Here is a 24,380-nt window from a genome sequence, read left to right as displayed (position 1 = left end):
GTTTTACAGGTTCCTCAACAGGCCGGTGGGCCGTTAGTATCATCAATATCAGTATTCGCAAAACCAGATGAATGATTGTTTAAACTGGTGTATTTCTGCCTTTATGCTTCGTAAGTTTGCTGTCGCGCCGTCAGTGCCCAGGCTATTCTGGCCAGCTTGTTTGCCAGAGCACAGGTGACGACAAAGTTGCTTTTCCGACACAACAACTCCCTGACCCAGTCGGCCAACTTGCCAGACTGGTGTTCCAGTTTTTGTATGAATACCCTGGCACACTGAACCAACAAAGTTCGGATCTTTTTGTTGCCCCGCTTGCTAATCCCTAACAATGTCGTCCGACCTCCCGTGCTGTACTGTCGGGGTACCAGCCCTGTTGCCGCCGCAAAGTCACGGCTGCTGGCGTACTGCTTCCCGTCGCCAATCTCAGTTGAAATAGTACTGGCAGTCAGCGTTCCAACGCAGGGAATACTCAGCAAGCGCTGTCCAACCTCATCTTCGTCCAACTTTCGTTTCAACTGAGATTCCAGATCTTTAATCTGCTCAACAAGATAGTGATAATGCTGTTGTAATTTCAGCAGTAACTGGCTGAGATAAAGAGGCAAACTACTGTCCTCAAGAAGGGTACTCAGTCGACTAATAACGGCAGCACCTCGCGGAACGCTGATACCAAATTCCAGCAGAAAAGCATGCATCTGATTAGTTGTTTTCACCTTATCCTGAACCAGGGATTCACGGACACGATGCAGAGCTCGCATTGCCTGCTGAGATTCGGTTCTGGGCTGCACGAAACGCATAGATGGACGTGATGCTGCTTCACAGATAGCTTCAGCATCAACGAAGTCATTTTTGTTGCTTTTAACGAATGGGCGGACAAATTGCGGTGATATCAGCTTTGGAAAATGCCCTAACTCTTCCAGCTTGCGTGCCATAAAGTGAGAACCGCCACAGGCTTCCATCGCGATGGTTGTTGCCGGGCATGTCGCCAGAAATTCGATTAGCTTTGGTCGGGTGAATTTTTTACGGTAAACGGCCTTCCCACGATGATCCTGACAATGAATATGGAAAGAGTTCTTACCCAGATCGATACCAATAAGCGCAATGTTTTCCATGATGGTTCTCCGAATGAAAGCCTGTCCTCAGCATAGTACTGGGAAGGAGGGAGTGACCATCTCATTAAATAAAGCACGCTAAGCCGGTTGCAGCGGTCGTAGCGGCCTGAACTTGCCCGCGCCGATCTTGGCGCTGCTGCGCCAGAGGTAATCGCCGGTGAGGTTGATGTGCTCCCAACCGAGCGGCGACAGGTACTGCAACAGCGCGTCATCAACGGCATGGCCGTTGCCACGCAGCGCGTGCGCAGCCCGTTCCAGATAGACCGTGTTCCACAACACGACGGCAGCCGTTACCAGATTGAGGCCGCTAGCCCGGTAGCGCTGCTGCTCGAAACTGCGGTCGCGGATTTCACCCAGGCGGTTGAAAAACACTGCCCTGGCCAGCGCATTGCGCGCCTCGCCCTTGTTCAGGCCGGCATGCACGCGGCGGCGCAGTTCCACGCTTTGCAGCCAGTCCAGGATGAACAGCGTGCGCTCGATGCGGCCCAGCTCGCGGAGCGCCACGGCCAGGCCGTTCTGGCGTGGGTAGCTGCCGAGCTTTCGGAGCATCAGGGAGGCCGTCACCGTGCCCTGCTTGATCGAGGTGGCCAGCCGCAGGATTTCGTCCCAATGGGCGCGGACGTGCTTGATGTTGAGCGTGCCGCCGATCATGGGTTTCAGCGCGTCATAGGCGGCGTCGCCCTTCGGGATGTAGAGCTTGGTGTCGCCCAGGTCGCGGATGCGCGGCGCGAAGCGGAAGCCCAGGAGGTGCATCAGGGCGAAGACGTGATCGGTGAAGCCCGCCGTGTCGGTGTAATGCTCCTCGATCCGCAAGTCGGACTCGTGGTACAGCAGGCCGTCGAGCACGTAGGTCGAATCGCGCACGCCGACGTTCACGACCTTGGTGTGAAATGGCGCGTACTGGTCAGAAATGTGGGTGTAGAACGTCCGCCCTGGGCTGCTCCCGTATTTCGGGTTGATGTGGCCGGTGCTCTCGGCCTTGCTGCCGGTGCGGAAGTTCTGGCCGTCCGACGATGAGGTGGTGCCGTCGCCCCAGTGCTCGGCGAAGGGATGGCGGAACTGTGCGTTGACCAGATCGGCCAGCGCCGCCCCGTAGGTTTCGTCGCGGATGTGCCAGGCTTGCAGCCAAGCCAGCTTGGCGTAGGTCGTGCCGGGGCAAGACTCCGCCATCTTGGTCAGGCCCAGGTTGATCGCGTCGGCGAGGATCGTGGTCAGCAACAGGTTCTTGTCTTTGGCCGGGTCGCCCGATTTCAGATGCGCGAAATGCCGAGTGAAGCCCGTCCATTCGTCCACCTCCAGCAGCAGTTCGGTGATCTTGACGTGCGGCAGGATCATTGCCGTCTGGTCGATCAGCGCTTGGGCGGTGTCGGGTACCGCCGCGTCGAGCGGCGTGATCTTCAAGCCTGACTCGGTGATGATGGCGTCCGGCAGCTCGTTGGCCGTCGCCATACGGTTGACGGTGGCAAGCTGTGTTTCCAGCAGCGTCAGCCGGTCGTTCAGGTACCGGTTGCAGTCGGTGGCCACGGCCAGCGGCAATTCGCTGGCCTGCTTGAGGCTGGCGAATTTCGCGGGCGGCACCAGGTAGTCCTCGAAGTCCTTGAACTGGCGCGACCCCTGCACCCAGATGTCGCCGGAACGCAACGCGTTCTTCATCTCCGACAGCGCGCACAGTTCGTAGTAGCGCCGGTCGATGCCGGTGTCGGTCATGACCAGCTTCTGCCAGCGCGGCTTGATGAACTCGGTCGGCGCGTCGGCGGGCACCTTGCGGGCGTTGTCGCTGTTCATGCCGCGCAGCACCTCGATGGCGTCGAGCACGTCCTTCGCGGCGGGAGCGGCCCGCAGCTTGAGCACGGCAAGGAATTCCGGCGCGTAGCGGCGCAGCGTGGCGTAGCTTTCGCCGATGCGGTGCAGGAAATCGAAGTCCTCGGGCTGCGCAAGCTTCTGCGCTTCGGTGACGCTCTCGGCGAAGGCATCCCAGGACATGACGGCCTCGATGGCGGCGAACGGATCGCGGCCCGCCTGCTTGGCCTCGATCAGCGCCTGGCCGATGCGGCCGAACAGCCGCACCTTGGCGTTGATCGCCTTGCCGGACGCCTGGAATTGCTGCTGATGCTTGTTCTTGGCGGCGTTGAACAGCTTGCCCAGGATGCGGTCGTGCAGGTCGATGATTTCGTCGGTGACGGTGGCCATGCCCTCGATGGCAAGCGCCACCAGGGTGGCATAGCGTCGCTGCGCCTCGAACTTGGCCAGGTCGGCGGGCGTCATCTGGCCACCCTCACGGGCGATCTTGAGCAGGCGGTTCTGGTGCACCGACCGCTCGATGCCAGAAGGCAGGTCGAGCGCCTGCCACGCTTTGAGGCGTTCGATGTGTTCCAGCATGTGCCGCGAATTCGGTTTGACGGGCGATTGGCGCAGCCAGGCCAGCCAGGTCGTTTTGCCGTTGTCCCGACGCTTGAGCAGATCGTCGAGGCGGCGGCGATGCGCGTCCGACAGCGGTTCGGCCAAGGCATCGTAGATGCGCCGGTTGGCGCGGGTGATTGCTTCGGCGCTCGCCCGCTCGACGGCGTTGAGGGCAGGCAGAATGACCGACTGCTGCCGCAGGTGCTCGATCAAGGTGCTGGCCAGCACGATGCCCTTGTCGGTCTGCAAGGCCATCTCGGTCAGCAACTGGACGGCCTGCCGGTAGTGGCCCATGGTAAAGGGCTGGAAGCCGAACACCGTTTGCAGTTCGACCAGGTGCTCGCGCCGGGTCTGCTCCCGCTGCCCGTATTCGTCCCAGCTTTCGACGCTGACCTTGAGCTGGTCGGCGACCAGTTTCAACAAGGGCGGAAACGGCGGCTCATCGACGCCCAGGATGACACCAGGAAAGCGCAGGTAACAGAGCTGCACGGCGAAGCCCAGCCGGTTGGCCGGGCCGCGCCGCTGCCGGATGATGGAGAGGTCGGTTTCGCTGAACGTGTAGTGACGGATCAACTCATCCTTGGTGTCCGGCAACGCCAGCAGGCTTTCGCGCTCGGCGGCGGACAGGATTGAACGACGTGGCATATTTACTGATCCGTTCTCAAGTATTGATACAGGGTTTCGCGACTGATTCCGAATTCACGAGCCAGCTTGGCACTGTTGCAAAGTTAGCGATGAGGCAGCCTTTTGTCTTATTCAAAGGCCTTACATTTCAAAAACTCTGCTTACCAGGCGCATTTCGCCCAGGGGATCACCATAATAAAATGCTGAGGCCTGGCCTTTGCGTAGTGCACGCATCACCTCAATACCTTTGATGGTGGCGTAAGCCGTCTTCATGGATTTAAATCCCAGCGTGGCGCCGATTATCCGTTTCAGTTTGCCATGATCGCATTCAATCACGTTGTTCCGGTACTTAATCTGTCGGTGTTCAACGTCAGACGGGCACCGGCCTTCGCGTTTGAGCAGAGCAAGCGCGCGACCATAGGCGGGCGCTTTATCCGTGTTGATGAATCGCGGGATCTGCCACTTCTTCACGTTGTTGAGGATTTTACCCAGAAACCGGTATGCAGCTTTGCTGTTACGACGGGAGGAGAGATAAAAATCGACAGTGCGGCCCCGGCTGTCGACGGCCCGGTACAGATACGCCCAGCGGCCATTGACCTTCACGTAGGTTTCATCCATGTGCCACGGGCAAAGATCGGAAGGGTTACGCCAGTACCAGCGCAGCCGTTTTTCCATTTCAGGCGCATAACGCTGAACCCAGCGGTAAATCGTGGAGTGATCGACATTCACTCCGCGTTCAGCCAGCATCTCCTGCAGCTCACGGTAACTGATGCCGTATTTGCAGTACCAGCGTACGGCCCACAGAATGATGTCACGCTGAAAATGCCGGCCTTTGAATGGGTTCATGTGCAGCTCCATCAGCAAAAGGGGATGATAAGTTTATCACCACCGACTATTTGCAACAGTGCCCCCGAACGGACGTTAGATTTCGAGTTCTAGGCGTTCTGCGATGAAGGTTGGATCCCAGCCGGGATTGAAAGTGTCGACGTGGGTGAATCCGAGCCGCTCGTATAGGCCACGCAGGTTCGGGTGGCAGTCGAGCCGCAGCTTGGCGCACCCCTGCGTTCGCGCGGCATGGCGGCAAGCCTCGATCAGCGCGGAGCTGACACCCCGGCCCGCATGTGTCCGTCGCACCGCGAGCTTGTGCAGATATGCGGCCTCCCCCTTGAGGGCGTCGGGCCAGAACTCGGGATCCTCGGCCGACAAGGTGCAACAGCCGACGATGCCGTCGCTGCAACTCGCGACTAGGAGCTCGGATCTCAGGACGAAGGTCTCCGCGAATGTCCGGTCGATCCGCGCGACGTCCCAGGCGGGCGTTCCCTTGGCGGACATCCACGCCGCAGCGTCGTGCATCAGCCGCACAACCTCGTCGATATCACCCGAGCAGGCGACCCGAACGTTCGGAGGCTCCTCGCTGTCCATTCGCTCCCCTGGCGCGGTATGAACCGCCGCCTCATAGTGCAGTTTGATCCTGACGAGCCCAGCATGTCTGCGCCCACCTTCGCGGAACCTGACCAGGGTCCGCTAGCGGGCGGCCGGAAGGTGAATGCTAGGCATGATCTAACCCTCGGTCTCTGGCGTCGCGACTGCGAAATTTCGCGAGGGTTTCCGAGAAGGTGATTGCGCTTCGCAGATCTCCAGGCGCGTGGGTGCGGACGTAGTCAGCGCCATTGCCGATCGCGTGAAGTTCCGCCGCAAGGCTCGCTGGACCCAGATCCTTTACAGGAAGGCCAACGGTGGCGCCCAAGAAGGATTTCCGCGACACCGAGACCAATAGCGGAAGCCCCAACGCCGACTTCAGCTTTTGAAGGTTCGACAGCACGTGCAGCGATGTTTCCGGTGCGGGGCTCAAGAAAAATCCCATCCCCGGATCGAGGATGAGCCGGTCGGCAGCGACCCCGCTCCGTCGCAAGGCGGAAACCCGCGCCTCGAAGAACCGCACAATCTCGTCGAGCGCGTCTTCGGGTCGAAGGTGACCGGTGCGGGTGGCGATGCCATCCCGCTGCGCTGAGTGCATAACCACCAGCCTGCAGTCCGCCTCAGCAATATCGGGATAGAGCGCAGGGTCAGGAAATCCTTGGATATCGTTCAGGTAGCCCACGCCGCGCTTGAGCGCATAGCGCTGGGTTTCCGGTTGGAAGCTGTCGATTGAAACACGGTGCATCTGATCGGACAGGGCGTCTAAGAGCGGCGCAATACGTCTGATCTCATCGGCCGGCGATACAGGCCTCGCGTCCGGATGGCTGGCGGCCGGTCCGACATCCACGACGTCTGATCCGACTCGCAGCATTTCGATCGCCGCGGTGACAGCGCCGGCGGGGTCTAGCCGCCGGCTCTCATCGAAGAAGGAGTCCTCGGTGAGATTCAGAATGCCGAACACCGTCACCATGGCGTCGGCCTCCGCAGCGACTTCCACGATGGGGATCGGGCGAGCAAAAAGGCAGCAATTATGAGCCCCATACCTACAAAGCCCCACGCATCAAGCTTTTGCCCATGAAGCAACCAGGCAATGGCTGTAATTATGACGACGCCGAGTCCCGACCAGACTGCATAAGCAACACCGACAGGGATGGATTTCAGAACCAGAGAAAGAAAATAAAATGCGATGCCATAACCGATTATGACAACGGCGGAAGGGGCAAGCTTAGTAAAGCCCTCGCTAGATTTTAATGCGGATGTTGCGATTACTTCGCCAACTATTGCGATAACAAGAAAAAGCCAGCCTTTCATGATATATCTCCCAATTTGTGTAGGGCTTATTATGCACGCTTAAAAATAATAAAAGCAGACTTGACCTGATAGTTTGGCTGTGAGCAATTATGTGCTTAGTGCATCTAACGCGCTGATCACCGGCGGTTGAAAACCGTCCGGTGGATTGGCAGGTTATGCTCCTTCATTTCATTTCTGGTTTCCTATAGGGCAACCAGGCTGTCCTTGCCGGCGCTGGGAACGCAGACGATGGCATCAAATGCCTCGCTCAAATTCGTTTCTACAGAGGCGCTTTGGGACCGCATTCGCTTTGCTTCCATGGGGTCATCTGTCAATGTCAGGCATGAATCCTCCTTACCACAGGCATCGATGACATACTGTTCCACACTATCCTCACGGATTGCATCGGCAGGCGTGGTCACAACAGAGAATCCAAGAGGACTGTCGGGCGATGGGAAATGCATTTCCGGCACGGTGAGTCCAAGATGGGTGAATGCAATCGCACGGTAATCCCCCTCCTCCCTCTCTGCGAGATGCTGTCCCATGGGAACAGCCGTAAGCTCGCCTGAAAAGGAAACTGGAGTTTTTTGTAAATGATTGTTGTGCGCCAGCAGAATTATCCTTACATCCGGATTCGCTCGAACCATTCCATCCACCACGCCCGCCATATACGAGTCACGTACGGAAGTATCTCCCTCAAGAGAGGTACCATCGAAGAAAGCTTTCATTACACGCAAGGTTTCCAACGTATACTCTATCGACTCTATTCGATCAGAGGCTTTTCGGAAAAAATCGCTGTTGACGTGATTTTTCAGGACAGGGGCAAGCGACGCCAAACGGAGCTTCAATCTGGTTACCCCTGAGATAGCTTTCTCCTGCTGAGCCGTTTCCAACTCCCCCCATTTTGCCGATGAAATAACCGCCGACTGGCCATCAATGGACGTCAACAACTGAGTCAGCGCATCAACGTGGGGTTTCATGAGGTGGTCGATGACCTGGATAATTTCGGCCAATTGCGCTAGGTCGTCCCTTGGATTCAAGGTGTTGGGTAAATCGATTCCGACTAACTGCAGTTTTCTTCCTGATTCGCGTAGATATGATTTAACCCAAATCAGCACTGAGCCATACAAAGAAAAGGTCAGGGTATCCGAAAATCGCTCAAGTTCATGAGCACCGGCTGTTGAGTTGAGCCATTCAGATAGCCGGGATGCCTGAATCGCCCCACATTCCAAACCAATCGCATTAAGCATGCTTCCTCCACAATGGAGAGGCCCAGTTACAGGACGTTGCATAACTGCCAGCCGCGACCATTGAGGTCGCGGCATTTCTCTCATGACCGCTTTTGGCGCAATCCGAGCGATCTACTCGGCAGCTGTCGGCCCTTGGGGTCTTGTTTAGGGAACTGGCTCAGATGTTCGTGAGTGATCTTCCAGACATTCGCTTCTCTACGAAGGATAGTTGTTCCTCGCCCACCGCCTTCCAGAGCGCTACCATTTAAAATTGCCCTCCACCGGAAGTGATAGGTGCATCCGGCACAATCTTTCGACTGGGCAACCCACTCCAGGTTTTCTAACCAATAATTTTCAAGAGGAAATTTTTTCCAGGTTTCCTCAAAGGCTTGCCGTATCTGCTTCAGTCCACAAAATGATCCGTCATTGAACCAGAATATCGCATTTGGTGAAATTAACGGCACCAACTGATCGAAGTCGTGCATATTAATCAGTTTGCTCGACTTCACGCGGGATCCAGAACCAGGCGACATAGAGGGCCCGTAGGAAGAGAATCGTCAGCGCCGTTCCCACGACGATGCCGCCCATCATTGCGTAGGCACGATTGCCAGCATGAACTGGCAAAGCGCCGAAGTGCTTGCCAGCCTGGACACGTTTAACCTGACCGAGAGGTACGGTTGCGATGCGGAGATCATATTTGTTAATTAACGCGCTTGCTTAATTAACAATGGCCACGGGATTCTACTCGGAATCCCTTCAAGGCGAGGGGCGAAAATCGGCCCCAGGCGGCGAGTGGGCTAAGCAATTTGTGGCATCCGCGACGCGAATAAAGACCAGTGCGGTCATCGGCTACAGTCGGTTCCATGCGCCATGATGGCACTGCCGGCAGGCGACGTTAATCGATGATCTCGGCACCTTCTGCGTTCAGACGCGCCAGGCCCTCCTTCATTTCCCGCAGCCGCTGGGCCGTGTGTGCTTGCCACTTCGTCACTTCAGCAATTACGCGCAATGGATCGCGGGAGCGATAAGACAGGGTCGGGTTACCCGGGAACTTCTTATCCGTCAGGTTCGGATCCTCCTCGATGGCGCCGGTCGGTTCGACGACATAAATTCGTTCCGTTCCGCTGCCACCCGCCAATTCGGCGCCCCAGATCGCCGCATCGAGCGTGCCTGTAAAATACACCCACGACAGGGATTTCGCGTCTGTGAAATTCGATCGATAACCGACGGCGATCAGATCACCGGGTGCAAGAGCGGCTTTGGTTCCATGGAAGAACGACTGGGCAAACATGGTTGCGGTAGCAGACATAGAGTCCCCCTTGATGTTAAGCGCTTCTGTTCACAGTGTCGCGGGGCCCGTATTTTCGGCGGGGCGCACCCTGGATACATAGTCGTTGATAGGGTGCGGGCGAGCATCCCGCATGCCATGCGTCGGATCAGGGCGAGCCAAAGTGCCGTTGAAGATAGTCGACACCGAACGAAACGATATCCCGCGCTTCGAACAAGTAGCAGTGCGCCTGACCGACCAAGCCCTCCCGATGGCGTCGCAGCTCCACATAGGCATTGGTAATTGTCTCGACGGCGTCCGGCTCTCCTTCGATAGCGAAACAATCGAGAATGCCGTTGGAGTCGAAATCCTCGGCGCGTTTCCATCTCACTCCGCCGTCCTCGCTGCGGATCGGCATTTCGTAGCTCACGCGTCGCTTGTTCGGGATGCGGGCAATGGCCTCGGCGTAGTGCAGGACGGTAACGGAATCGAGCGGGGCTCCGAGCAACAGAACCTTTCCGGCACGCTCGACGAAACGCTCCAGCGGCGATCCAGGTCCGAAAGCCTGCCCAAGTTCGTGAGGCCGCGTCAGAGTGCCGGCCAGAGGCCCTACCGCGACCATCGAGGCATCCGGGTGCGCGCTGCGCCGGGCGCCGGGTGTCTGGAGGAGGAACCGGTTGAGCAGGCCGAAGCCGCGATACGTGCCTGATATGGCTGGATCGAACGGCGGCCATCGGTGGCGCAGTTCCGCATCCATCCGTGCGCCATTGAGCGTTTCTTCGTAAGGCGACCGGTCCCACGAGGCGTATCCCATCAAGCTTCCAGTGGGGCCGACGGCATCGAGCAGGGCAGACACTATCGATGCTGCGCCTCCATCGACGGGGCCGATCGCCTTCAGCGATGCGTGAACCATGACGAGAGCGCCGGATTGGACACCCAGCCGTGAAAGGTCCGCCGCAATTGTTTCCCTTGTGTTCATTCCGCTGCCATCCTCTATATCCTGCATTCCCCAAGTGGCGTGTCGTTTGAGGTGAAGATAGCCTGTATCCGAGCGCTAGACAAGGATTTTCTGCCGCAAGCGGCACCTGCGGTCGCGCAGACTGCTGGATCTGGACGGATCAGACCGCGAAGCCGCTGTTTCCTTGCCCAGGGGCGGCGTTTTTCAGCGCAGCGGACAGATCTGTCCAGCCGCTTTCGTTCAGTTTGAGCGTGGATCGCGATCATGCGCATAGCGGTGGCGCTCGCAATCGGCGGATAGCGGCGAGGATGGCGCGTACCATCGTGCCGGTGACAGCGACCTCGGCCAGCTGGAAGGTGATGGTGCGGGCGTGACGGACCACACGTGCCCCGATCTTGATCAGCTTCAGTTGCAGGCTGGTCAACGACCAGTCGGCCATGGCCTCGGGCAGCTCGATGCAGCGCAAGAAGGTGGCCAGGTTGTACGCCAGGGCGTGCAGTTGCAGCCGCACCTCATTGTCGCGGAACTTCCGGCACGACAGCCGCGTCCAGCGAAAGGCGTATTTGCCCTCTTTGATGTGCTGCTCGGCGGTGCCGCGCTGGTTGTAGAACCGCACCACCCAGTCCGGCTCCATCGGCAGGTTGGTGACGATGAAGCCGACACGCGGGAACAGTTCGCCCGGATGCCATTCGATCTTGGCGATCACCCGGCGTTCCTTGTCCCAGGACGCCGCCTGATACTCGAATTCCTCGAAGAACCGCTTGACCTTGGTCAGTGACGGCCGCCCGACAGGGCGCGTTAGCCGATGCGCGATCTTGTCCTTGAGGACCGCGTTTGCGGGCAGCCGGATGGCGTAGAAGAACCGCGCTTCTTCCAATCGCTCATAGATCGCCGGGATCGCGTAGGCAGCATCGGCCCGGAAGAACCTGCCACCAAGGTCGCGCTCCGCGTAGCGCGCAATTACGGGGTCGAGAACATCACGCCAGCCATCGGCGCTGTGGACGTTGCCATGGCGCAGGGCGCAGCGTTCCAGCATCCCGAACTGGTTGAACAGAAAGTTGGGGTGATAGCAGCTACAGTCGAAATGGCCATTCCAGGCGGACCCTTCCTGGTCGCCATGGGTCGGGCTGACCGAGCTGTCCATGTCCAGAACGATGTACTTCAGCCCGTTACGGTCATGGAACCGGTCGATCCATTGCCCGTTCAGGTCGGCCAGCGCGGCACGGTTCCCGGCCAGAGCCAGCGTCTCGGTCTCGAACCGTCCCATCTGCGATGCCGAGGCCGCTTGTGCATCGACCGCTCTGCCGCCGACAACTTGGCGCATGACCGGATCGCAGGCGAGACGGTTGGCGTCGTTGACATCCTCGTATCCGGCCAGCCGCCCAAAGACTGATTGCCGGAACAGGCCGTCGAGCCGATGGACCGTGTTCTTGCCAGAGCGAGTATCGCGCAGCGCCGCTGACGCCAAATCGGACAACCCGAGCGCGTCATCAAGCTCGCGCATCACCAGAAGGCCGCCGTCGGAACTGAGCTGCGTGCCGCGAAATTCCAGCCGCACGCGAGGGTCGAAATCCACCCGATCTGCCCGTTGCAAGCCCGCACCCTCTGGGTGATCCATGAAACGCGCCCCTCGCAGCCTTCAACACCATGTTTTATATAGGAAATATAATGGTCAGGACAGCGAAATCAGCGCCTTACTTGGGAAATGTGGGTTAAAATCATGCCTCTCGACAAAATAGCGAATAAGACTAGCTCTAGCCAGTGAGAACTCCGCGACAAAGTGAGCACCCTCGCCAATGCCGACAATTCGGGCGCCCTCAACTACGGGATTAAGAATCTCAAACTCATTGAACTCCAGCTTTTGAGGCTGTAAAAGTGTTCTGGTCGTTCTCCATGTCATTTTTTTATCCTTTTGCGTTTATTGCTGAAATCGTCATACTTTCGCTTCGCCAATAACCAGGCTCACAGAGCATAACGCCCCAGTTAACCGACATCAACGTGCGCAGCACGTTGATGTCCGGTTGAACGCCCGGTTAGGCTGACGACAGATGCGAAGGCAGATGAGAACACGCCGAGATACCAGTTGGTAGAGATGGTGCAGCCATTCATGACCACTTCCCCTTGATTTTGAAGCTTTGAACAGTGCGCAGGCTTTCGAACGCCTGGCGTGTTTGGACCATGTACACCGCAGGGCCGTCAGGTGTGAGGATGTTTTTTTCTTGAACGAACCCGGCCTTCTCGTAGCAGCGAATGGCGCGATGGTTGCTAGGAGATGGATCGGTTTGGATTTTCGTTACGGCCGGGTCGCTAAACAGGAGTTCAACGAGCGAGCGTACGAGCTTTGTACCCAACCCCTTGTTTAACTGTGATGGATTAGCCAAAGACTGGTCAATCCCGCGGACCCCTGGATCAGTTTCGTCTTCCCACCATCCATCGCCACTTCCAAGTGCGATGTAGGATTGGGCGTAGCCGATGGGTTCGTCATCTAGCATTGCGATGTAAGGCACTACAGCTTGCTTTGCCAGAACTTCGGGCGAATAGTGTTCTAAGACTTCGTCAAGAGTTGGGCGTTCATCCTCGCCGCCCCACCACTCGACTATGTGGGGGCGGTTCAGCCAAGCATGGAGCATTGGCAGATCGTTCTCGGCCATGACTCGTAGAACTATTGCGGCATTGTTGGCGGACATGAGATGTTGATTCCGTGCGGGCCTAACTTTGTTTTAGGGCGACTGCCCTGCTGCGTAACATCGTTGCTGCTCCATAACATCAAACATCGACCCACGGCGTAACGCGCTTGCTGCTTGGATGCCCGAGGCATAGACTGTACAAAAAAACAGTCATAACAAGCCATGAAAACCGCCACTGCGCCGTTACCACCGCTGCGTTCGGTCAAGGTTCTGGACCAGTTGCGTGAGCGCATACGCTACTTGCATTACAGCTTACCAACCGAACAGGCTTATGTCCACTGGGTTCGTGCCTTCATCCGTTTCCACGGTGTGCGTCACCCGGCAACCTTGGGCAGCAGCGAAGTCGAGGCATTTCTGTCCTGGCTGGCGAACGAGCGCAAGGTTTCGGTCTCCACGCATCGTCAGGCATTGGCGGCCTTGCTGTTCTTCTACGGCAAGGTGCTGTGCACGGATCTGCCCTGGCTTCAGGAGATCGGAAGACCTCGGCCGTCGCGGCGCTTGCCGGTGGTGCTGACCCCGGATGAAGTGGTTCGCATCCTCGGTTTTCTGGAAGGCGAGCATCGTTTGTTCGCCCAGCTTCTGTATGGAACGGGCATGCGGATCAGTGAGGGTTTGCAACTGCGGGTCAAGGATCTGGATTTCGATCACGGCACGATCATCGTGCGGGAGGGCAAGGGCTCCAAGGATCGGGCCTTGATGTTACCCGAGAGCTTGGCACCCAGCCTGCGCGAGCAGCTGTCGCGTGCACGGGCATGGTGGCTGAAGGACCAGGCCGAGGGCCGCAGCGGCGTTGCGCTTCCCGACGCCCTTGAGCGGAAGTATCCGCGCGCCGGGCATTCCTGGCCGTGGTTCTGGGTTTTTGCGCAGCACACGCATTCGACCGATCCACGGAGCGGTGTCGTGCGTCGCCATCACATGTATGACCAGACCTTTCAGCGCGCCTTCAAACGTGCCGTAGAACAAGCAGGCATCACGAAGCCCGCCACACCGCACACCCTCCGCCACTCGTTCGCGACGGCCTTGCTCCGCAGCGGTTACGACATTCGAACCGTGCAGGATCTGCTCGGCCATTCCGACGTCTCTACGACGATGATTTACACGCATGTGCTGAAAGTTGGCGGTGCCGGAGTGCGCTCACCGCTTGATGCGCTGCCGCCCCTCACTAGTGAGAGGTAGGGCAGCGCAAGTCAATCCTGGCGGATTCACTACCCCTGCGCGAAGGCCATCGGTGCCGCATCGAACGGCCGGTTGCGGAAAGTCCTCCCTGCGTCCGCTGATGGCCGGCAGCAGCCCGTCGTTGCCTGATGGATCCAACCCCTCCGCTGCTATAGTGCAGTCGGCTTCTGACGTTCAGTGCAGCCGTCTTCTGAAAACGACAGCTACCCCCGGCCAAAAAGGCCGTCATGCGATTTATCTTGGCCGGGTCGTTATTGGCGGGTCTAAATGGCCGCTCCGTGGATCTCATCGCCAGAAATGGCGATGCGAGATCCAGGGCAGGGCGGCCGCCATCGTCAGACCTGGCGATGGTCGACGCCGGCGCGCATCGTCGGATGTGGCGATGCGAGCTCGAGGTCGGTGGCCACCGCCGGCGACCTGGTGCCATCGTCGGCAATGGCGATGCTGCAGCTCGACGTGCGCGGCCTGGTCGTCTCGGCATCGTCGGATGCGGCGATGCTCGAGCGAGGCGAAAAAAAACCGCCTCGGGGTGTCCGAGGCGGCAAGTCTGCATGCGGTTCAGGGAGGAAGAAACCGCGCCGGCGATCAGGGAGGAAAACCGCGCGGCCTGATGTGCAGCTCGGCCACTTTAGCCGGATTTTTCGACTTATCCGATGCGAGCGGCCCGCCGTGGGCGCTGCTCGATCTGCTGTTGCTTTTTCTCGACGTGCTTCTGCTCCTGGTGCTGCTGCTCGTCGCGCGGCACTGTTGCAAAGTTAGCGATGAGGCAGCCTTTTGTCTTATTCAAAGGCCTTACATTTCAAAAACTCTGCTTACCAGGCGCATTTCGCCCAGGGGATCACCATAATAAAATGCTGAGGCCTGGCCTTTGCGTAGTGCACGCATCACCTCAATACCTTTGATGGTGGCGTAAGCCGTCTTCATGGATTTAAATCCCAGCGTGGCGCCGATTATCCGTTTCAGTTTGCCATGATCGCATTCAATCACGTTGTTCCGGTACTTAATCTGTCGGTGTTCAACGTCAGACGGGCACCGGCCTTCGCGTTTGAGCAGAGCAAGCGCGCGACCATAGGCGGGCGCTTTATCCGTGTTGATGAATCGCGGGATCTGCCACTTCTTCACGTTGTTGAGGATTTTACCCAGAAACCGGTATGCAGCTTTGCTGTTACGACGGGAGGAGAGATAAAAATCGACAGTGCGGCCCCGGCTGTCGACGGCCCGGTACAGATACGCCCAGCGGCCATTGACCTTCACGTAGGTTTCATCCATGTGCCACGGGCAAAGATCGGAAGGGTTACGCCAGTACCAGCGCAGCCGTTTTTCCATTTCAGGCGCATAACGCTGAACCCAGCGGTAAATCGTGGAGTGATCGACATTCACTCCGCGTTCAGCCAGCATCTCCTGCAGCTCACGGTAACTGATGCCGTATTTGCAGTACCAGCGTACGGCCCACAGAATGATGTCACGCTGAAAATGCCGGCCTTTGAATGGGTTCATGTGCAGCTCCATCAGCAAAAGGGGATGATAAGTTTATCACCACCGACTATTTGCAACAGTGCCCTGTTTAGAGTACTATATGCGCCTGCAACAGTGGGCCACCGAAAATATTAAAAAACTGCTTTATCTCGCGGGGGATGACGCGGTGATTAATTACGGGAAAATGCGGCTGGAATTTTTGCAGAAAGCACTGGCGCAGGATACCTCCGGTGACTTCTGCTTTCGTGTGCTGCATCCGGAAGTGTCTGGCCCGCCGGATATGAAAAAGGCTTCCGCCGGGTACCGTGACTTTATTATCGGTAACAGAGCGTTGCTGGATCTGGTGAATTCAGCCGGTGAAGGGGCTCCGGTTGCGCATTATTCCGCTGATGAAATTCAGTCATTATTTTCGGCACAAATACAGGGGTCGGTGGATAAATACGGCGATAGTTTCCTGACGGATGATCCGTATGTGCTGGCGGAAGACAAGCTGCAAACCTGTCAGATGGAAATTGATTTAATGGCGGATGTGCTGAGAGCACCGCCCCGTGAATCCGCAGAACTGATCCGCTATGTATTTGCGGATGAGTGGCCGGAATAAATAAAACCGGGCTTAATACAGATTAAGCCCGTATCGGGTATTATTACTGAATACCAGACAGCTTACGGAGGACGGAATGTTACCCATTGAGACAACCAGACTGCCTTCTGATTATTAATATTTTTCACTATTAATCAGAAGGAATAACCATGAATTTTACCCGGATTGACCTGAATACCTGGAATCGCAGGGAACATTTTGCCCTTTATCGTCAGCAGATTAAATGCGGATTCAGCCTGACCACCAAACTCGATATTACCGCTTTGCGTACTGCACTGGCGAAAACCGGTTATAAGTTTTATCCGCTGATGATTTACCTGATCTCCCGGGCTGTTAATCAGTTTCCGGAGTTCCGGATGGCAATGAAAGATAATGAACTGATTTACTGGGAACAGTCAGACCCGGTCTTTACTGTCTTTCATAAAGAAACCGAAACATTCTCCGCACTGTCCTGCCGTTATTTTCCGGATCTCAGTGAGTTTATGGCGGGTTATAACGCGGTAACAGCAGAATATCAGCATGATACCAGGTTGTTTCCGCAGGGAAATTTACCGGAGAATCACCTGAATATATCATCGTTACCCTGGGTGAGTTTTGACGGATTTAATCTGAATATCACCGGAAATGATGATTATTTTTCCCCGGTTTTTACAATGGCAAAGTTTCAGCAGGAAGGTGACCGCGTACTATTACCTGTTTCTGTACAGGTTCATCATGCAGTCTGTGATGGTTTTCATGCAGCAAGGTTTATCAATACACTTCAGCTGATGTGTGATAACATACTGAAATAAATTAATTAATTCTGTATTTAAGCCACCGTATCCGGCAGGATTGGTGGCTTTTTTTTATATTTTAACCGTAATCTGTAATTTCGTTTCAGAAGGCACTGTTGCAAAGTTAGCGATGAGGCAGCCTTTTGTCTTATTCAAAGGCCTTACATTTCAAAAACTCTGCTTACCAGGCGCATTTCGCCCAGGGGATCACCATAATAAAATGCTGAGGCCTGGCCTTTGCGTAGTGCACGCATCACCTCAATACCTTTGATGGTGGCGTAAGCCGTCTTCATGGATTTAAATCCCAGCGTGGCGCCGATTATCCGTTTCAGTTTGCCATGATCGCATTCAATCACGTTGTTCCGGTACTTAATCTGTCGGTGTTCAACGTCAGACGGGCACCGGCCTTCGCGTTTGAGCAGAGCAAGCGCGCGACCATAGGCGGGCGCTTTATCCGTGTTGATGAATCGCGGGATCTGCCACTTCTTCACGTTGTTGAGGATTTTACCCAGAAACCGGTATGCAGCTTTGCTGTTACGACGGGAGGAGAGATAAAAATCGACAGTGCGGCCCCGGCTGTCGACGGCCCGGTACAGATACGCCCAGCGGCCATTGACCTTCACGTAGGTTTCATCCATGTGCCACGGGCAAAGATCGGAAGGGTTACGCCAGTACCAGCGCAGCCGTTTTTCCATTTCAGGCGCATAACGCTGAACCCAGCGGTAAATCGTGGAGTGATCGACATTCACTCCGCGTTCAGCCAGCATCTCCTGCAGCTCACGGTAACTGATGCCGTATTTGCAGTACCAGCGTACGGCCCACAGAATGATGTCACGCTGAAAATGCCGGCCTTTGAATGGGTTCATGTGCAGCTCCATCAGCAAAAGGGGATGATAAGTTTATCACCACCGACTATTTGCAACAGTGCCATTTCTTTTCTCATTCCTTCAACACTAAAAGCTCCTTTAAAAAGGTTGCAGGGGGCGCATGATGGAAATAAGTTTTCTATAGCATGCAGTTCAGGGTGCATAACCTTACCCGTACTTCGGGCAACATGAGTTACGCCGCTGCCGACAGGGGCTCTCACCAGTTCAAAGTCGCGTCGAACAGGCTCAACATGATCGGCATGCCACCCTTTTTCAGGAAGCTTGCAACCACAATAGGCACAACGCCCCCCAAATTTCATTCGCAGCTCAGCTCGCTGTATTTTAGAGATCTTATTTTTAGGTTTTGAGAACCTACCATCAGGTGATTCAGCTTTGGATAACTTTGCTGAGGGCTCAGGTAATTCAACTAAATTCCCGTTGATATTTATCACCTTGACCATATCATTTTCCGCCTTTACTAAGCTCACGGGCACAGGAACTGGCTTAAGTAACCGCTAAAGATAACAGCCACTGACTGCATCTACCCAGACCTTCTGTTTATACTCAATAGGCCACCCCTCTTTATCTGCCCGGATGACGCAATCATTTACCGTGGTGCGTGACCGGATACGAACATCAAGCGGAAGCGAATCGTTATCCACACGAGCCTGTGCCTCATTTAAAATGCGTAAAAACATCTCTTTGGTCATTCAGATACCCCCTCAACTTTGCGAATTTTGATCAGATGAGGGCGACTCAGTTTACAAAGTTGTTCTGTCGCTTCATCAATCGAATTGAACCGATGAGCCTCTTCGATATTTAAAGTCCAGTATTTCGCTTTCCCTTCTCCCAGATCGGACTCAAAATAATTTCGCTTTACATCCATTTTTTTAGGCCTGCCATTTATCTTGACGACATTATGTCTGTCATCAAAAAGAAATTCGTCCCCCTCAAAAGTGATTAATACAAATGGCCCCTCAGGCTTGGAAGTCCGGGAACTTTCCATTTTCAAAGTCATACTTCAGCCTCTCGATAGAACTCATGAAACGTCAAATTAAAATGGACTCACACCACACTGATTCAGTATTCCTCCTGAACCCCATTAGGCTCTGTTGTGATTTCATATTTAATTCCGCCAGGTGCTCCCACAGCGTCCGCGACCGACTCACACAGCAGCGAGAGATCGTTGAGGGTCATTGGGTGTTCAATGTCCAGCGTGAAGAGTTTCCCGGCTTGCTTGGCGGCTGTCTTGTCAGCATGTTCGGCATTAAAAAGGTATACGGTGTGTTTTTCCTGAGCGGGTGTATTTTGATTTTGCATTGATGATCCTTTTGTTTAGTTCCCCGATTCCGGGGGTGAGTGAATTAATTTAAATTTATATTCGTCTGGTTTAATTAGAACGTTTCCACGCTATGCGTAAACAGGTAATGCAAGGGCTGTATCAACAGGATTAAAGTTACTTTTCTGGATGCAGCAACGCTTGGACATGATGTCCACATTACATCACGATCAAAGCTAAGTTTTTTTTGTATAACCCCTCCATTTTCGTGTGTTTCGCGTTTCAGACGCTTATACGACCTGCTTGACCATCCTCATCAGAAGGCGGTTTAACAGTCCTTTCGCTGTCGGGCGATTGCTATCGACATAGTAAAAACCTGTTTTGGTCGTACCGTGAGCACTGCTCAGCACCCTCAGTTCCCAGATAACGTCACGGATAACGCCGCCATTTTCTGGCTTAAGGCATTCAGATAAATGGCGCATGAAACGAGCTCTTACGGCACGGTAATAGCGGAACTCCTCTGGCTGGTTAGTATTTTCTTTCACCCGGAGTCGCTGGTTACACAGAGTTAGAACTGCATCCATCATTCCCGCCTTCAGCTTCGCCTGGATCGCACCTTGTTGCTGTTCCCTCTCACCTTCGAGTAACGTTAAAATTCTTTCTCCGAGTGCCGTCTTGTTGTGTACGTGCAACTGAACACAGGCAGCTACGCATGCCCAGAATCTGAACTTTTTTATCTGTCCACGCAATTTCCGGGCTACAACCTGACGGTATGCAGAATCACTGAGTATTTTAAAACGCCGACTGGCAACCAGCTCTGGAAGCGACACTCTGTCGCCTATCCCCAGGCGGGAAAAGGTTTGTCCCCGCTGTGCGAGACGATGATAGACAGCGCCCTTGCCTTTTGAAATTCGGACCGCGCCATAACGAAGAAGATACTGAGCAGCAGTCGTTGGAGTAAACTCACCGTCAGCGATGCGCTGGCGTAACCCGTCGTATTCATGCCAGATAATCCAGGACGCCGTATCTTCTTCAACAGTCAGCTCATCCTCTTCCTCGAATGCCACGACGACAGAACTGCTCTCTCCGGTCTTTAGGCTACGTGAAGCCCTGGGGTCAGCCTGCCCGTCAAAATAGGTCATCAGCGGCAACGTATCAGTCAGTCCATCATAAGCTGTACCGAACCGGCCTCCGGGCAGTTTCATCCAGAGTGGAGCTGGCATTGGTGTACGGGGCACAGGCTGCATGTCAGGCTCATCCTCAAGAAGGTCCAGATCGGCCTCTTCCCAGACCCTGCGATAGATCTCAATTGCCCGAAACGGGCGAGGGTTGAAACAGTGCAACGACCAGAGGAAATCAACGTGGATCACGTTTGCTTCCTGTACAAGCCGAAATTGTGGCTCAGCCATACGACGGTTATAAGCCGTATCGTCAACCTCGCCGGAAAGTAGCTTTCTGCGATGCTCTGCCGCACGTCTTGCTTCAACATAATCAAGGCTGCAACAGGCATGAAAAAGACGTTCAGTCAGGGACGAAGAAAAGATATTGGGTTGAAGACGCACATATCCGCCTTCGAACACTTTACGACCGATATAATCCCGCAGGCTCCAGTCGTACTGGATCTTAGAAAGAAATCGCTGAAGACGACTCAGGCCAGCCTGATAACCGTATTTCTCCGGGTCAGTTCGAAGGAGCGTTTCCATTGAATGGTCAACCCCTACTGCTGTGCAAAATGAGCACCCTATAATTCTGATCATTTAGAAATTTTTTTGCGTTTAAAATCAATGAATTGAAAGATTTCATTTTTCTAAGTCTGATAAAACAGATGAAAACCCAACTGACTATACTCATAAAACTCAATCTTTGCGCTGCTGTACGATACCAGTAATTACAGGTGCCGAGTTTAACATCATGAAAAGTAGCCCAATAATGAATGACGCAACGCCAGCTGCGGTGCCTAACTTCTGACTGAACACCATTGAAACAAAGTACATATTTGGGATAAAAACGGACATAGCAATCACGAAAAGTAACTTATTCAGATAATTATTTATTCGGGTCTTAACCTCAACTCTATCATAAAAAGCCATCGAAACGTAAGCAGTTATCAGTGAATAAAAAGACCATGTCATATAGTTAACCGATTCATTAAATGCCTCTCGCAAAAGCAAAGCACTTTCTGTCATTCCCTACCTCATTAAATCAATAGAAAATAAATCTGAATAATTTATTTTTAAAAGAAAAGAGGCTTTGTTGAATAAATCAGATTTCGGGTAAGTCTCCCCCGTAGCGGGTTGTGTTTTCAGGCAATACGCACGCTTTCAGGCATACCTGCTTTCGTCATTTTGTTCAGCGCTCGTACCAGGGCCATAGCCTCCGCAACCTGACCATCGTAGTCACGCAGCGTCAGTGAACCCCCGAACAGCTGTTTTACCCGGTACATCGCCGTTTCCGCTATCGAGCGACGATTGTAATCTGTTGTCCATTTCCACCGCGCATTACTCCCGGTCAGCCGCTGATTCGCAACAGCACGGTTACGGTCTGCATATTCACCGGGCCAGTAACCCGCACCTTTTCGGGGCGGGATAAGCGCGCTGATTTTCTTACGCCGCAGTTCATCGTGACATAGCCGGGTATCGTAAGCGCCATCGGCGGCGGCTGACCTGATTTTCCGGTGGGTTTGCCGGATTAACCCGGGGAAGGCCTCTGAGTCCGTAACGTTGTTCAGCGACAGGTCAGCGCAGATGATTTCATGTGTTTTACTGTCAACGGCGAGATGCAGCTTACGCCAGATACGGCGGCGTTCCTGGCCATGCTTTTTGACTTTCCACTCGCCTTCACCGAAGACCTTCAGCCCGGTGGAATCAATTACCAGGTGTGCGATTTCACCCCGGGTGGGCGTTTTGAAACTGACATTAACCGACTTTGCCCGCCTGCTGACACAGCTGTAATCCGGGCAGCGTAGCGGAACGTTCATCAGAGAAAAAATGGAATCAATAAAGCCCTGCGCAGCGCGCAGGGTCAGCCTGAATACGCGTTTAATGACCAGCACAGTCGTGATGGCAAGGTCAGAATAGCGCTGAGGTCTTCCCCGTGATGAAGGCGTTGCCGACTCATACCAGGCCTGAATAGCTTCATCATCCAGCCAGAAAGTTATGGAGCCACGGTTGATGAGGGCTTTATTGTAGGTGGGCCAGTTGGTGATTTTGAACTTTTGCTTTGCCACGGAACGGTCTGCGTTGTCGGGAAGATGCGTGATCTGATCCTTCAACTCAGCAAAAGTTCGATTTATTCAACAAAGCCTCATAGAAGTAAAACTCAGTTAAATGAAGATCGTTTTCTTTCACGTATGCCGCCAATTTGCGGATACGCTGTTCAAGCATTGTATCTATCCGTAAGGAAACACTCTGCGGAACGTCACTTGCAAATTCATTGATACAATCAACGGTAGAAACTATGAATTTATTGGTCATGGCAGGCTCCAGGCCACCGGGGAAACCGGTGGCTACGGTAATTGGCAGGCTTAAGCGCCGCAAAGGGTGTCAAGGGAAGGGAGAAGCTTGCTCAGCTTGTCGTAATCAAGCGGAGACAGTTCTGTAACGAGTTCGACCGAAAGACTAGTGTTGTCTTCTTCACACAGAATATAGATTCCGTCTTCTGGCTCTTTTCCGGCACATGCCTTCAGTCGTTTGTTAACGACCTCCTGGGCTGAATCCGCTACGTCGCAGCTCAGGACATAGCTTGCCACATAGCTGCTCTCACCGTGGTAATGCGTCACTTTACACAGAGCATACTGGATACCGGCTTTGTGAGCCTCATTCATGAGACGAGAAAACTGACAGCCATCCTGGTAATAGTGGGTATCCTTTGTGACCAGAATAGTCATACCCCCAAATTCATCTGTCCGGCTTTTACTGCATGTAAATGCAGCAGTAATTGTTACCATTTCCGAGAGGTCGAATACCGACAGCACGGCAGTTGTGAGGCAAATTGCATGGTCAAGATCAATGGTCTCTCCATGAAAAACTGCCAGCCCACTGCTGGTAACTTCTGTTGCGAACAACAGTTCATAATTGCAGTCTGGGCAGGATGGTTGCCCAAAGCTCGGCTCAGAAGGGTCATACTCAGGGTGGTTCTCGATAATACTGAGGATCAGCTTCTCAGTCAGAGAACAATCTGTCAGTGGCTTATCAAGCAAACGCTCACCTTCTGCAATTTCTGCTTCGGTAACGAATGTGATTGCTTCTTGTGCCATTTTTGCCTGCTCCTGAGTGCAGGGAATAATAAACGACGCCTGAGTATAATTATCTGCCACAGTTGACTCCTTGATTATTTAATTAATGTATTTGATGAGAAGATCATAACAAATACACTAATACCAACTAATAACCTGAAGGCGTTTTTTTAGAAAAAATATTAAGAAGAAGAATATGAACACTACCTCATCTTAAATTAATATCATTCAGGATTAATATTCATTTTTGCAAATAAAAACCGCCAGACGGCGGCTTTTATAAAGAGGGAAATATCATTGGAAGTTGAAATTACTTCACGGCAGGCCGACAAATTACGCGACTGCTGTGAGCTGAAGCGAAACTTGTAGAGGAAACTATAATCACCTTTTCTAAGTCGTCGGCACTGTCAGCAATATGATGCCGGAAAGCCTCCTCTGCATCACCAGGGGAGTCGGCTTCGACCAGGTAGGCCTGATCATCATCATCAAACATAATGCGCCCGGAAATGAGATAAAGTCGGCTCAAATCTGGCGTTGCTGCGCTCGTGCTTCGTTCGTTCAGATTCATTTTTTCTCCGTCTGTTGCTCGTAAAAAGAATGACGCCGGTTTAAAAGGCGTCGCCAGGGTTCGGGCTAAAACGCAGGGTTGCCATCGAGGAAGCTCATTGGCTGGCCAATAGCGGATGCCACCCTGAGAATTTCACCTGGTGTGGCATAACGCAGCATTTCAGAGCGTCCAAATTTCTGATACTCATCTACTGACATCTTTCTCCACTCTGGGTGAGGATCTTTTCCGCACAGTGACCAGTTGCTTTCAGAGGAATCACGACGGAGAACGTACACATCAAGCGAGGCTGTAAGCCCACTTCCATATCCCCGCTGCGCTACAATACGAACCTGAGAACCATCGTCGCGTTGCAACGTCTGGGTTAATTTCGTGATAGGATCCTGAGAATGCATGCCATTTACCTCGTTTTCAAAAGATTTACCGTAAG

General features: G+C 54.1%; 29 protein-coding genes and 3 pseudogenes. 3 read left to right on the top strand and 29 right to left on the bottom strand.

Annotated elements, in window-relative coordinates; all coding sequences use genetic code 11:
• Positions 1–101 precede the first annotated feature (101 nt).
• From AB182_RS02810 to aac(6')-IIc, 15 genes and pseudogenes are all read right to left on the bottom strand, one after another.
• Positions 102–1,106, bottom strand: a complete 1,005-nt coding sequence (locus AB182_RS02810; protein WP_000427619.1) for an IS110-like element IS5075 family transposase — start codon at positions 1,104–1,106, stop codon at positions 102–104.
• A gap of 78 nt (positions 1,107–1,184) precedes the next feature.
• Positions 1,185–4,151 (bottom strand): Tn3 family transposase, encoded by a 2,967-nt coding sequence (locus AB182_RS02805; RefSeq protein WP_001138070.1) that lies wholly within the window; start codon positions 4,149–4,151, stop codon positions 1,185–1,187.
• Positions 4,152–4,153: 2 nt separating this feature from the next.
• Positions 4,154–4,219, bottom strand: a pseudogene (locus tag AB182_RS30055) (helix-turn-helix domain-containing protein); the annotation flags it as partial.
• A gap of 52 nt (positions 4,220–4,271) precedes the next feature.
• Complete coding sequence (locus AB182_RS02800; RefSeq protein WP_001067855.1) at positions 4,272–4,976, bottom strand: IS6-like element IS26 family transposase; 705 nt, start codon at positions 4,974–4,976, stop codon at positions 4,272–4,274.
• 75 nt (positions 4,977–5,051) lie between these two features.
• Positions 5,052–5,552, bottom strand: coding sequence for a GNAT family N-acetyltransferase (locus tag AB182_RS02795; RefSeq protein ID WP_000376623.1), 501 nt, complete (start codon positions 5,550–5,552; stop codon positions 5,052–5,054).
• 127 nt (positions 5,553–5,679) lie between these two features.
• The gene (gene sul1 / locus AB182_RS02790; protein WP_000259031.1) at positions 5,680–6,519 is read right to left on the bottom strand and encodes a sulfonamide-resistant dihydropteroate synthase Sul1; all 840 of its coding nucleotides are present in this window, start codon (positions 6,517–6,519) and stop codon (positions 5,680–5,682) included.
• Positions 6,513–6,860 carry a quaternary ammonium compound efflux SMR transporter QacE delta 1 gene (locus AB182_RS02785; RefSeq protein WP_000679427.1) on the bottom strand — a complete coding sequence of 116 codons (348 nt, stop codon included), beginning with the start codon at positions 6,858–6,860 and terminating at the stop codon, positions 6,513–6,515. The genes sul1 and AB182_RS02785 overlap by 7 nt, the downstream gene beginning before the upstream one ends.
• 182 nt (positions 6,861–7,042) lie before the next feature.
• Positions 7,043–8,083, bottom strand: a pseudogene (gene ere(A), locus AB182_RS02780) (EreA family erythromycin esterase); the annotation flags it as partial.
• A gap of 86 nt (positions 8,084–8,169) precedes the next feature.
• Positions 8,170–8,577, bottom strand: a complete 408-nt coding sequence (locus tag AB182_RS02775) for a YybH family protein (RefSeq protein WP_063613390.1) — start codon at positions 8,575–8,577, stop codon at positions 8,170–8,172.
• A 386-nt stretch (positions 8,578–8,963) separates the two neighbouring features.
• Positions 8,964–9,377, bottom strand: coding sequence for an NAD(+)--rifampin ADP-ribosyltransferase (arr, locus tag AB182_RS02770; RefSeq protein WP_012695486.1), 414 nt, complete (start codon positions 9,375–9,377; stop codon positions 8,964–8,966).
• A 127-nt stretch (positions 9,378–9,504) separates the two neighbouring features.
• On the bottom strand, positions 9,505–10,314 hold the full coding sequence (gene aac(3)-IIg, locus AB182_RS02765; protein WP_012695485.1) for an aminoglycoside N-acetyltransferase AAC(3)-IIg: 810 nt from the start codon (positions 10,312–10,314) through the stop codon (positions 9,505–9,507).
• 241 nt (positions 10,315–10,555) lie between these two features.
• Positions 10,556–11,911: an IS1380-like element IS1247 family transposase gene (locus tag AB182_RS02760; protein ID WP_006473457.1), complete on the bottom strand. Its 1,356-nt coding sequence runs from the start codon at positions 11,909–11,911 to the stop codon at positions 10,556–10,558.
• Between the two features lie 93 nt (positions 11,912–12,004).
• Positions 12,005–12,193 (bottom strand): annotated as a pseudogene (locus AB182_RS02755) (EreA family erythromycin esterase); the annotation flags it as partial.
• Positions 12,194–12,276: 83 nt separating this feature from the next.
• Positions 12,277–12,402, bottom strand: coding sequence for a hypothetical protein (locus AB182_RS33210; RefSeq protein ID WP_022646489.1), 126 nt, complete (start codon positions 12,400–12,402; stop codon positions 12,277–12,279).
• Positions 12,399–12,980 carry an aminoglycoside N-acetyltransferase AAC(6')-IIc gene (aac(6')-IIc, locus tag AB182_RS02750; protein WP_012695484.1) on the bottom strand — a complete coding sequence of 194 codons (582 nt, stop codon included), beginning with the start codon at positions 12,978–12,980 and terminating at the stop codon, positions 12,399–12,401. Before aac(6')-IIc ends, AB182_RS33210 begins: the two co-directional genes overlap by 4 nt.
• Before the next feature lie 162 nt (positions 12,981–13,142).
• Between aac(6')-IIc and intI1 the strand changes: the two genes are divergently transcribed.
• Positions 13,143–14,156 carry a class 1 integron integrase IntI1 gene (gene intI1 / locus AB182_RS02745; RefSeq protein ID WP_000845039.1) on the top strand — a complete coding sequence of 338 codons (1,014 nt, stop codon included), beginning with the start codon at positions 13,143–13,145 and terminating at the stop codon, positions 14,154–14,156.
• Between the two features lie 646 nt (positions 14,157–14,802).
• On the opposite strand, the gene AB182_RS32510 is transcribed toward intI1, so the two are convergent.
• Complete coding sequence (locus tag AB182_RS32510; protein ID WP_001044210.1) at positions 14,803–14,943, bottom strand: hypothetical protein; 141 nt, start codon at positions 14,941–14,943, stop codon at positions 14,803–14,805.
• A gap of 5 nt (positions 14,944–14,948) precedes the next feature.
• A complete protein-coding gene (locus tag AB182_RS02740; RefSeq protein ID WP_001067855.1) occupies positions 14,949–15,653 on the bottom strand; it encodes an IS6-like element IS26 family transposase in 705 nt (234 codons plus the stop codon).
• Between the two features lie 79 nt (positions 15,654–15,732).
• On the opposite strand from AB182_RS02740, the gene AB182_RS02735 reads away from it, so the two are divergent.
• Together AB182_RS02735 and AB182_RS02730 are read left to right on the top strand one after the other, a co-directional pair.
• On the top strand, positions 15,733–16,233 hold the full coding sequence (locus AB182_RS02735; protein ID WP_001239317.1) for a hypothetical protein: 501 nt from the start codon (positions 15,733–15,735) through the stop codon (positions 16,231–16,233).
• Between the two features lie 149 nt (positions 16,234–16,382).
• Complete coding sequence (locus tag AB182_RS02730; RefSeq protein ID WP_001011939.1) at positions 16,383–17,024, top strand: type A-2 chloramphenicol O-acetyltransferase CatII; 642 nt, start codon at positions 16,383–16,385, stop codon at positions 17,022–17,024.
• A 143-nt stretch (positions 17,025–17,167) separates the two neighbouring features.
• Here AB182_RS02730 and AB182_RS02725 read toward each other — a convergent pair whose 3' ends face one another.
• The 12 genes from AB182_RS02725 to AB182_RS02670 all read right to left on the bottom strand — a co-directional run bounded on the left by AB182_RS02725 (position 17,168) and on the right by AB182_RS02670 (position 24,345).
• On the bottom strand, positions 17,168–17,872 hold the full coding sequence (locus AB182_RS02725; RefSeq protein ID WP_001067855.1) for an IS6-like element IS26 family transposase: 705 nt from the start codon (positions 17,870–17,872) through the stop codon (positions 17,168–17,170).
• A gap of 11 nt (positions 17,873–17,883) precedes the next feature.
• Complete coding sequence (locus tag AB182_RS02720; protein WP_000241453.1) at positions 17,884–18,333, bottom strand: HNH endonuclease; 450 nt, start codon at positions 18,331–18,333, stop codon at positions 17,884–17,886.
• A gap of 54 nt (positions 18,334–18,387) precedes the next feature.
• A complete protein-coding gene (locus AB182_RS02715) occupies positions 18,388–18,582 on the bottom strand; it encodes a hypothetical protein (protein WP_000159617.1) in 195 nt (64 codons plus the stop codon).
• The gene (locus AB182_RS31710) at positions 18,579–18,890 is read right to left on the bottom strand and encodes a hypothetical protein (protein ID WP_000172888.1); all 312 of its coding nucleotides are present in this window, start codon (positions 18,888–18,890) and stop codon (positions 18,579–18,581) included. The genes AB182_RS02715 and AB182_RS31710 overlap by 4 nt, the downstream gene beginning before the upstream one ends.
• Before the next feature lie 62 nt (positions 18,891–18,952).
• Complete coding sequence (locus tag AB182_RS02705) at positions 18,953–19,192, bottom strand: hypothetical protein (protein ID WP_001180999.1); 240 nt, start codon at positions 19,190–19,192, stop codon at positions 18,953–18,955.
• Between the two features lie 249 nt (positions 19,193–19,441).
• Complete coding sequence (locus AB182_RS02700) at positions 19,442–20,854, bottom strand: hypothetical protein (RefSeq protein WP_022646499.1); 1,413 nt, start codon at positions 20,852–20,854, stop codon at positions 19,442–19,444.
• A 153-nt stretch (positions 20,855–21,007) separates the two neighbouring features.
• Positions 21,008–21,337 carry a hypothetical protein gene (locus tag AB182_RS02695; protein ID WP_000140246.1) on the bottom strand — a complete coding sequence of 110 codons (330 nt, stop codon included), beginning with the start codon at positions 21,335–21,337 and terminating at the stop codon, positions 21,008–21,010.
• A gap of 116 nt (positions 21,338–21,453) precedes the next feature.
• A complete protein-coding gene (locus AB182_RS02690; protein ID WP_072223036.1) occupies positions 21,454–22,422 on the bottom strand; it encodes an IS5-like element IS903B family transposase in 969 nt (322 codons plus the stop codon).
• 1 nt (position 22,423) lies between these two features.
• Positions 22,424–22,624, bottom strand: a complete 201-nt coding sequence (locus AB182_RS02685) for a hypothetical protein (protein ID WP_022646497.1) — start codon at positions 22,622–22,624, stop codon at positions 22,424–22,426.
• Between the two features lie 50 nt (positions 22,625–22,674).
• Positions 22,675–23,466 (bottom strand): hypothetical protein, encoded by a 792-nt coding sequence (locus tag AB182_RS02680; protein ID WP_000774871.1) that lies wholly within the window; start codon positions 23,464–23,466, stop codon positions 22,675–22,677.
• A 229-nt stretch (positions 23,467–23,695) separates the two neighbouring features.
• Positions 23,696–23,953: a hypothetical protein gene (locus AB182_RS02675; RefSeq protein ID WP_001052325.1), complete on the bottom strand. Its 258-nt coding sequence runs from the start codon at positions 23,951–23,953 to the stop codon at positions 23,696–23,698.
• A 65-nt stretch (positions 23,954–24,018) separates the two neighbouring features.
• Entirely contained in the window at positions 24,019–24,345 is a 327-nt protein-coding gene (locus tag AB182_RS02670) for a hypothetical protein (RefSeq protein ID WP_000556022.1), read from the bottom strand.
• Positions 24,346–24,380 lie beyond the last annotated feature (35 nt).

The sequence above is a fragment of the Phytobacter ursingii genome, from assembly GCF_001022135.1.
Classification (GTDB): domain Bacteria; phylum Pseudomonadota; class Gammaproteobacteria; order Enterobacterales; family Enterobacteriaceae; genus Phytobacter; species Phytobacter ursingii.
Note: the sequence above shows the minus strand (reverse complement) of the source record. Positions and strands in the feature narration are given on the sequence as shown.

Bases quoted from the DNA above. Each gene is read 5' to 3' on its own strand.
- AB182_RS02810 (WP_000427619.1), bottom strand. From the start codon at position 1,106: ATGGAAAACATTGCGCTTATTGGTATCGATCTGGGTAAGAACTCTTTC.
- AB182_RS02805 (WP_001138070.1), bottom strand. From the start codon at position 4,151: ATGCCACGTCGTTCAATCCTGTCCGCCGCCGAGCGCGAAAGCCTGCTG.
- AB182_RS02800 (WP_001067855.1), bottom strand. From the start codon at position 4,976: ATGAACCCATTCAAAGGCCGGCATTTTCAGCGTGACATCATTCTGTGG.
- AB182_RS02795 (WP_000376623.1), bottom strand. From the start codon at position 5,552: ATGGACAGCGAGGAGCCTCCGAACGTTCGGGTCGCCTGCTCGGGTGAT.
- sul1 (WP_000259031.1), bottom strand. From the start codon at position 6,519: ATGGTGACGGTGTTCGGCATTCTGAATCTCACCGAGGACTCCTTCTTC.
- AB182_RS02785 (WP_000679427.1), bottom strand. From the start codon at position 6,860: ATGAAAGGCTGGCTTTTTCTTGTTATCGCAATAGTTGGCGAAGTAATC.
- arr (WP_012695486.1), bottom strand. From the start codon at position 9,377: ATGTCTGCTACCGCAACCATGTTTGCCCAGTCGTTCTTCCATGGAACC.
- AB182_RS02760 (WP_006473457.1), bottom strand. From the start codon at position 11,911: ATGGATCACCCAGAGGGTGCGGGCTTGCAACGGGCAGATCGGGTGGAT.
- AB182_RS33210 (WP_022646489.1), bottom strand. From the start codon at position 12,402: ATGAATGGCTGCACCATCTCTACCAACTGGTATCTCGGCGTGTTCTCA.
- intI1 (WP_000845039.1), top strand. From the start codon at position 13,143: ATGAAAACCGCCACTGCGCCGTTACCACCGCTGCGTTCGGTCAAGGTT.
- AB182_RS02740 (WP_001067855.1), bottom strand. From the start codon at position 15,653: ATGAACCCATTCAAAGGCCGGCATTTTCAGCGTGACATCATTCTGTGG.
- AB182_RS02735 (WP_001239317.1), top strand. From the start codon at position 15,733: ATGCGCCTGCAACAGTGGGCCACCGAAAATATTAAAAAACTGCTTTAT.
- AB182_RS02730 (WP_001011939.1), top strand. From the start codon at position 16,383: ATGAATTTTACCCGGATTGACCTGAATACCTGGAATCGCAGGGAACAT.
- AB182_RS02725 (WP_001067855.1), bottom strand. From the start codon at position 17,872: ATGAACCCATTCAAAGGCCGGCATTTTCAGCGTGACATCATTCTGTGG.
- AB182_RS02720 (WP_000241453.1), bottom strand. From the start codon at position 18,333: ATGGTCAAGGTGATAAATATCAACGGGAATTTAGTTGAATTACCTGAG.
- AB182_RS02715 (WP_000159617.1), bottom strand. From the start codon at position 18,582: ATGACCAAAGAGATGTTTTTACGCATTTTAAATGAGGCACAGGCTCGT.
- AB182_RS31710 (WP_000172888.1), bottom strand. From the start codon at position 18,890: ATGACTTTGAAAATGGAAAGTTCCCGGACTTCCAAGCCTGAGGGGCCA.
- AB182_RS02705 (WP_001180999.1), bottom strand. From the start codon at position 19,192: ATGCAAAATCAAAATACACCCGCTCAGGAAAAACACACCGTATACCTT.
- AB182_RS02700 (WP_022646499.1), bottom strand. From the start codon at position 20,854: ATGGAAACGCTCCTTCGAACTGACCCGGAGAAATACGGTTATCAGGCT.
- AB182_RS02695 (WP_000140246.1), bottom strand. From the start codon at position 21,337: ATGACAGAAAGTGCTTTGCTTTTGCGAGAGGCATTTAATGAATCGGTT.
- AB182_RS02685 (WP_022646497.1), bottom strand. From the start codon at position 22,624: ATGACCAATAAATTCATAGTTTCTACCGTTGATTGTATCAATGAATTT.
- AB182_RS02675 (WP_001052325.1), bottom strand. From the start codon at position 23,953: ATGAATCTGAACGAACGAAGCACGAGCGCAGCAACGCCAGATTTGAGC.
- AB182_RS02670 (WP_000556022.1), bottom strand. From the start codon at position 24,345: ATGCATTCTCAGGATCCTATCACGAAATTAACCCAGACGTTGCAACGC.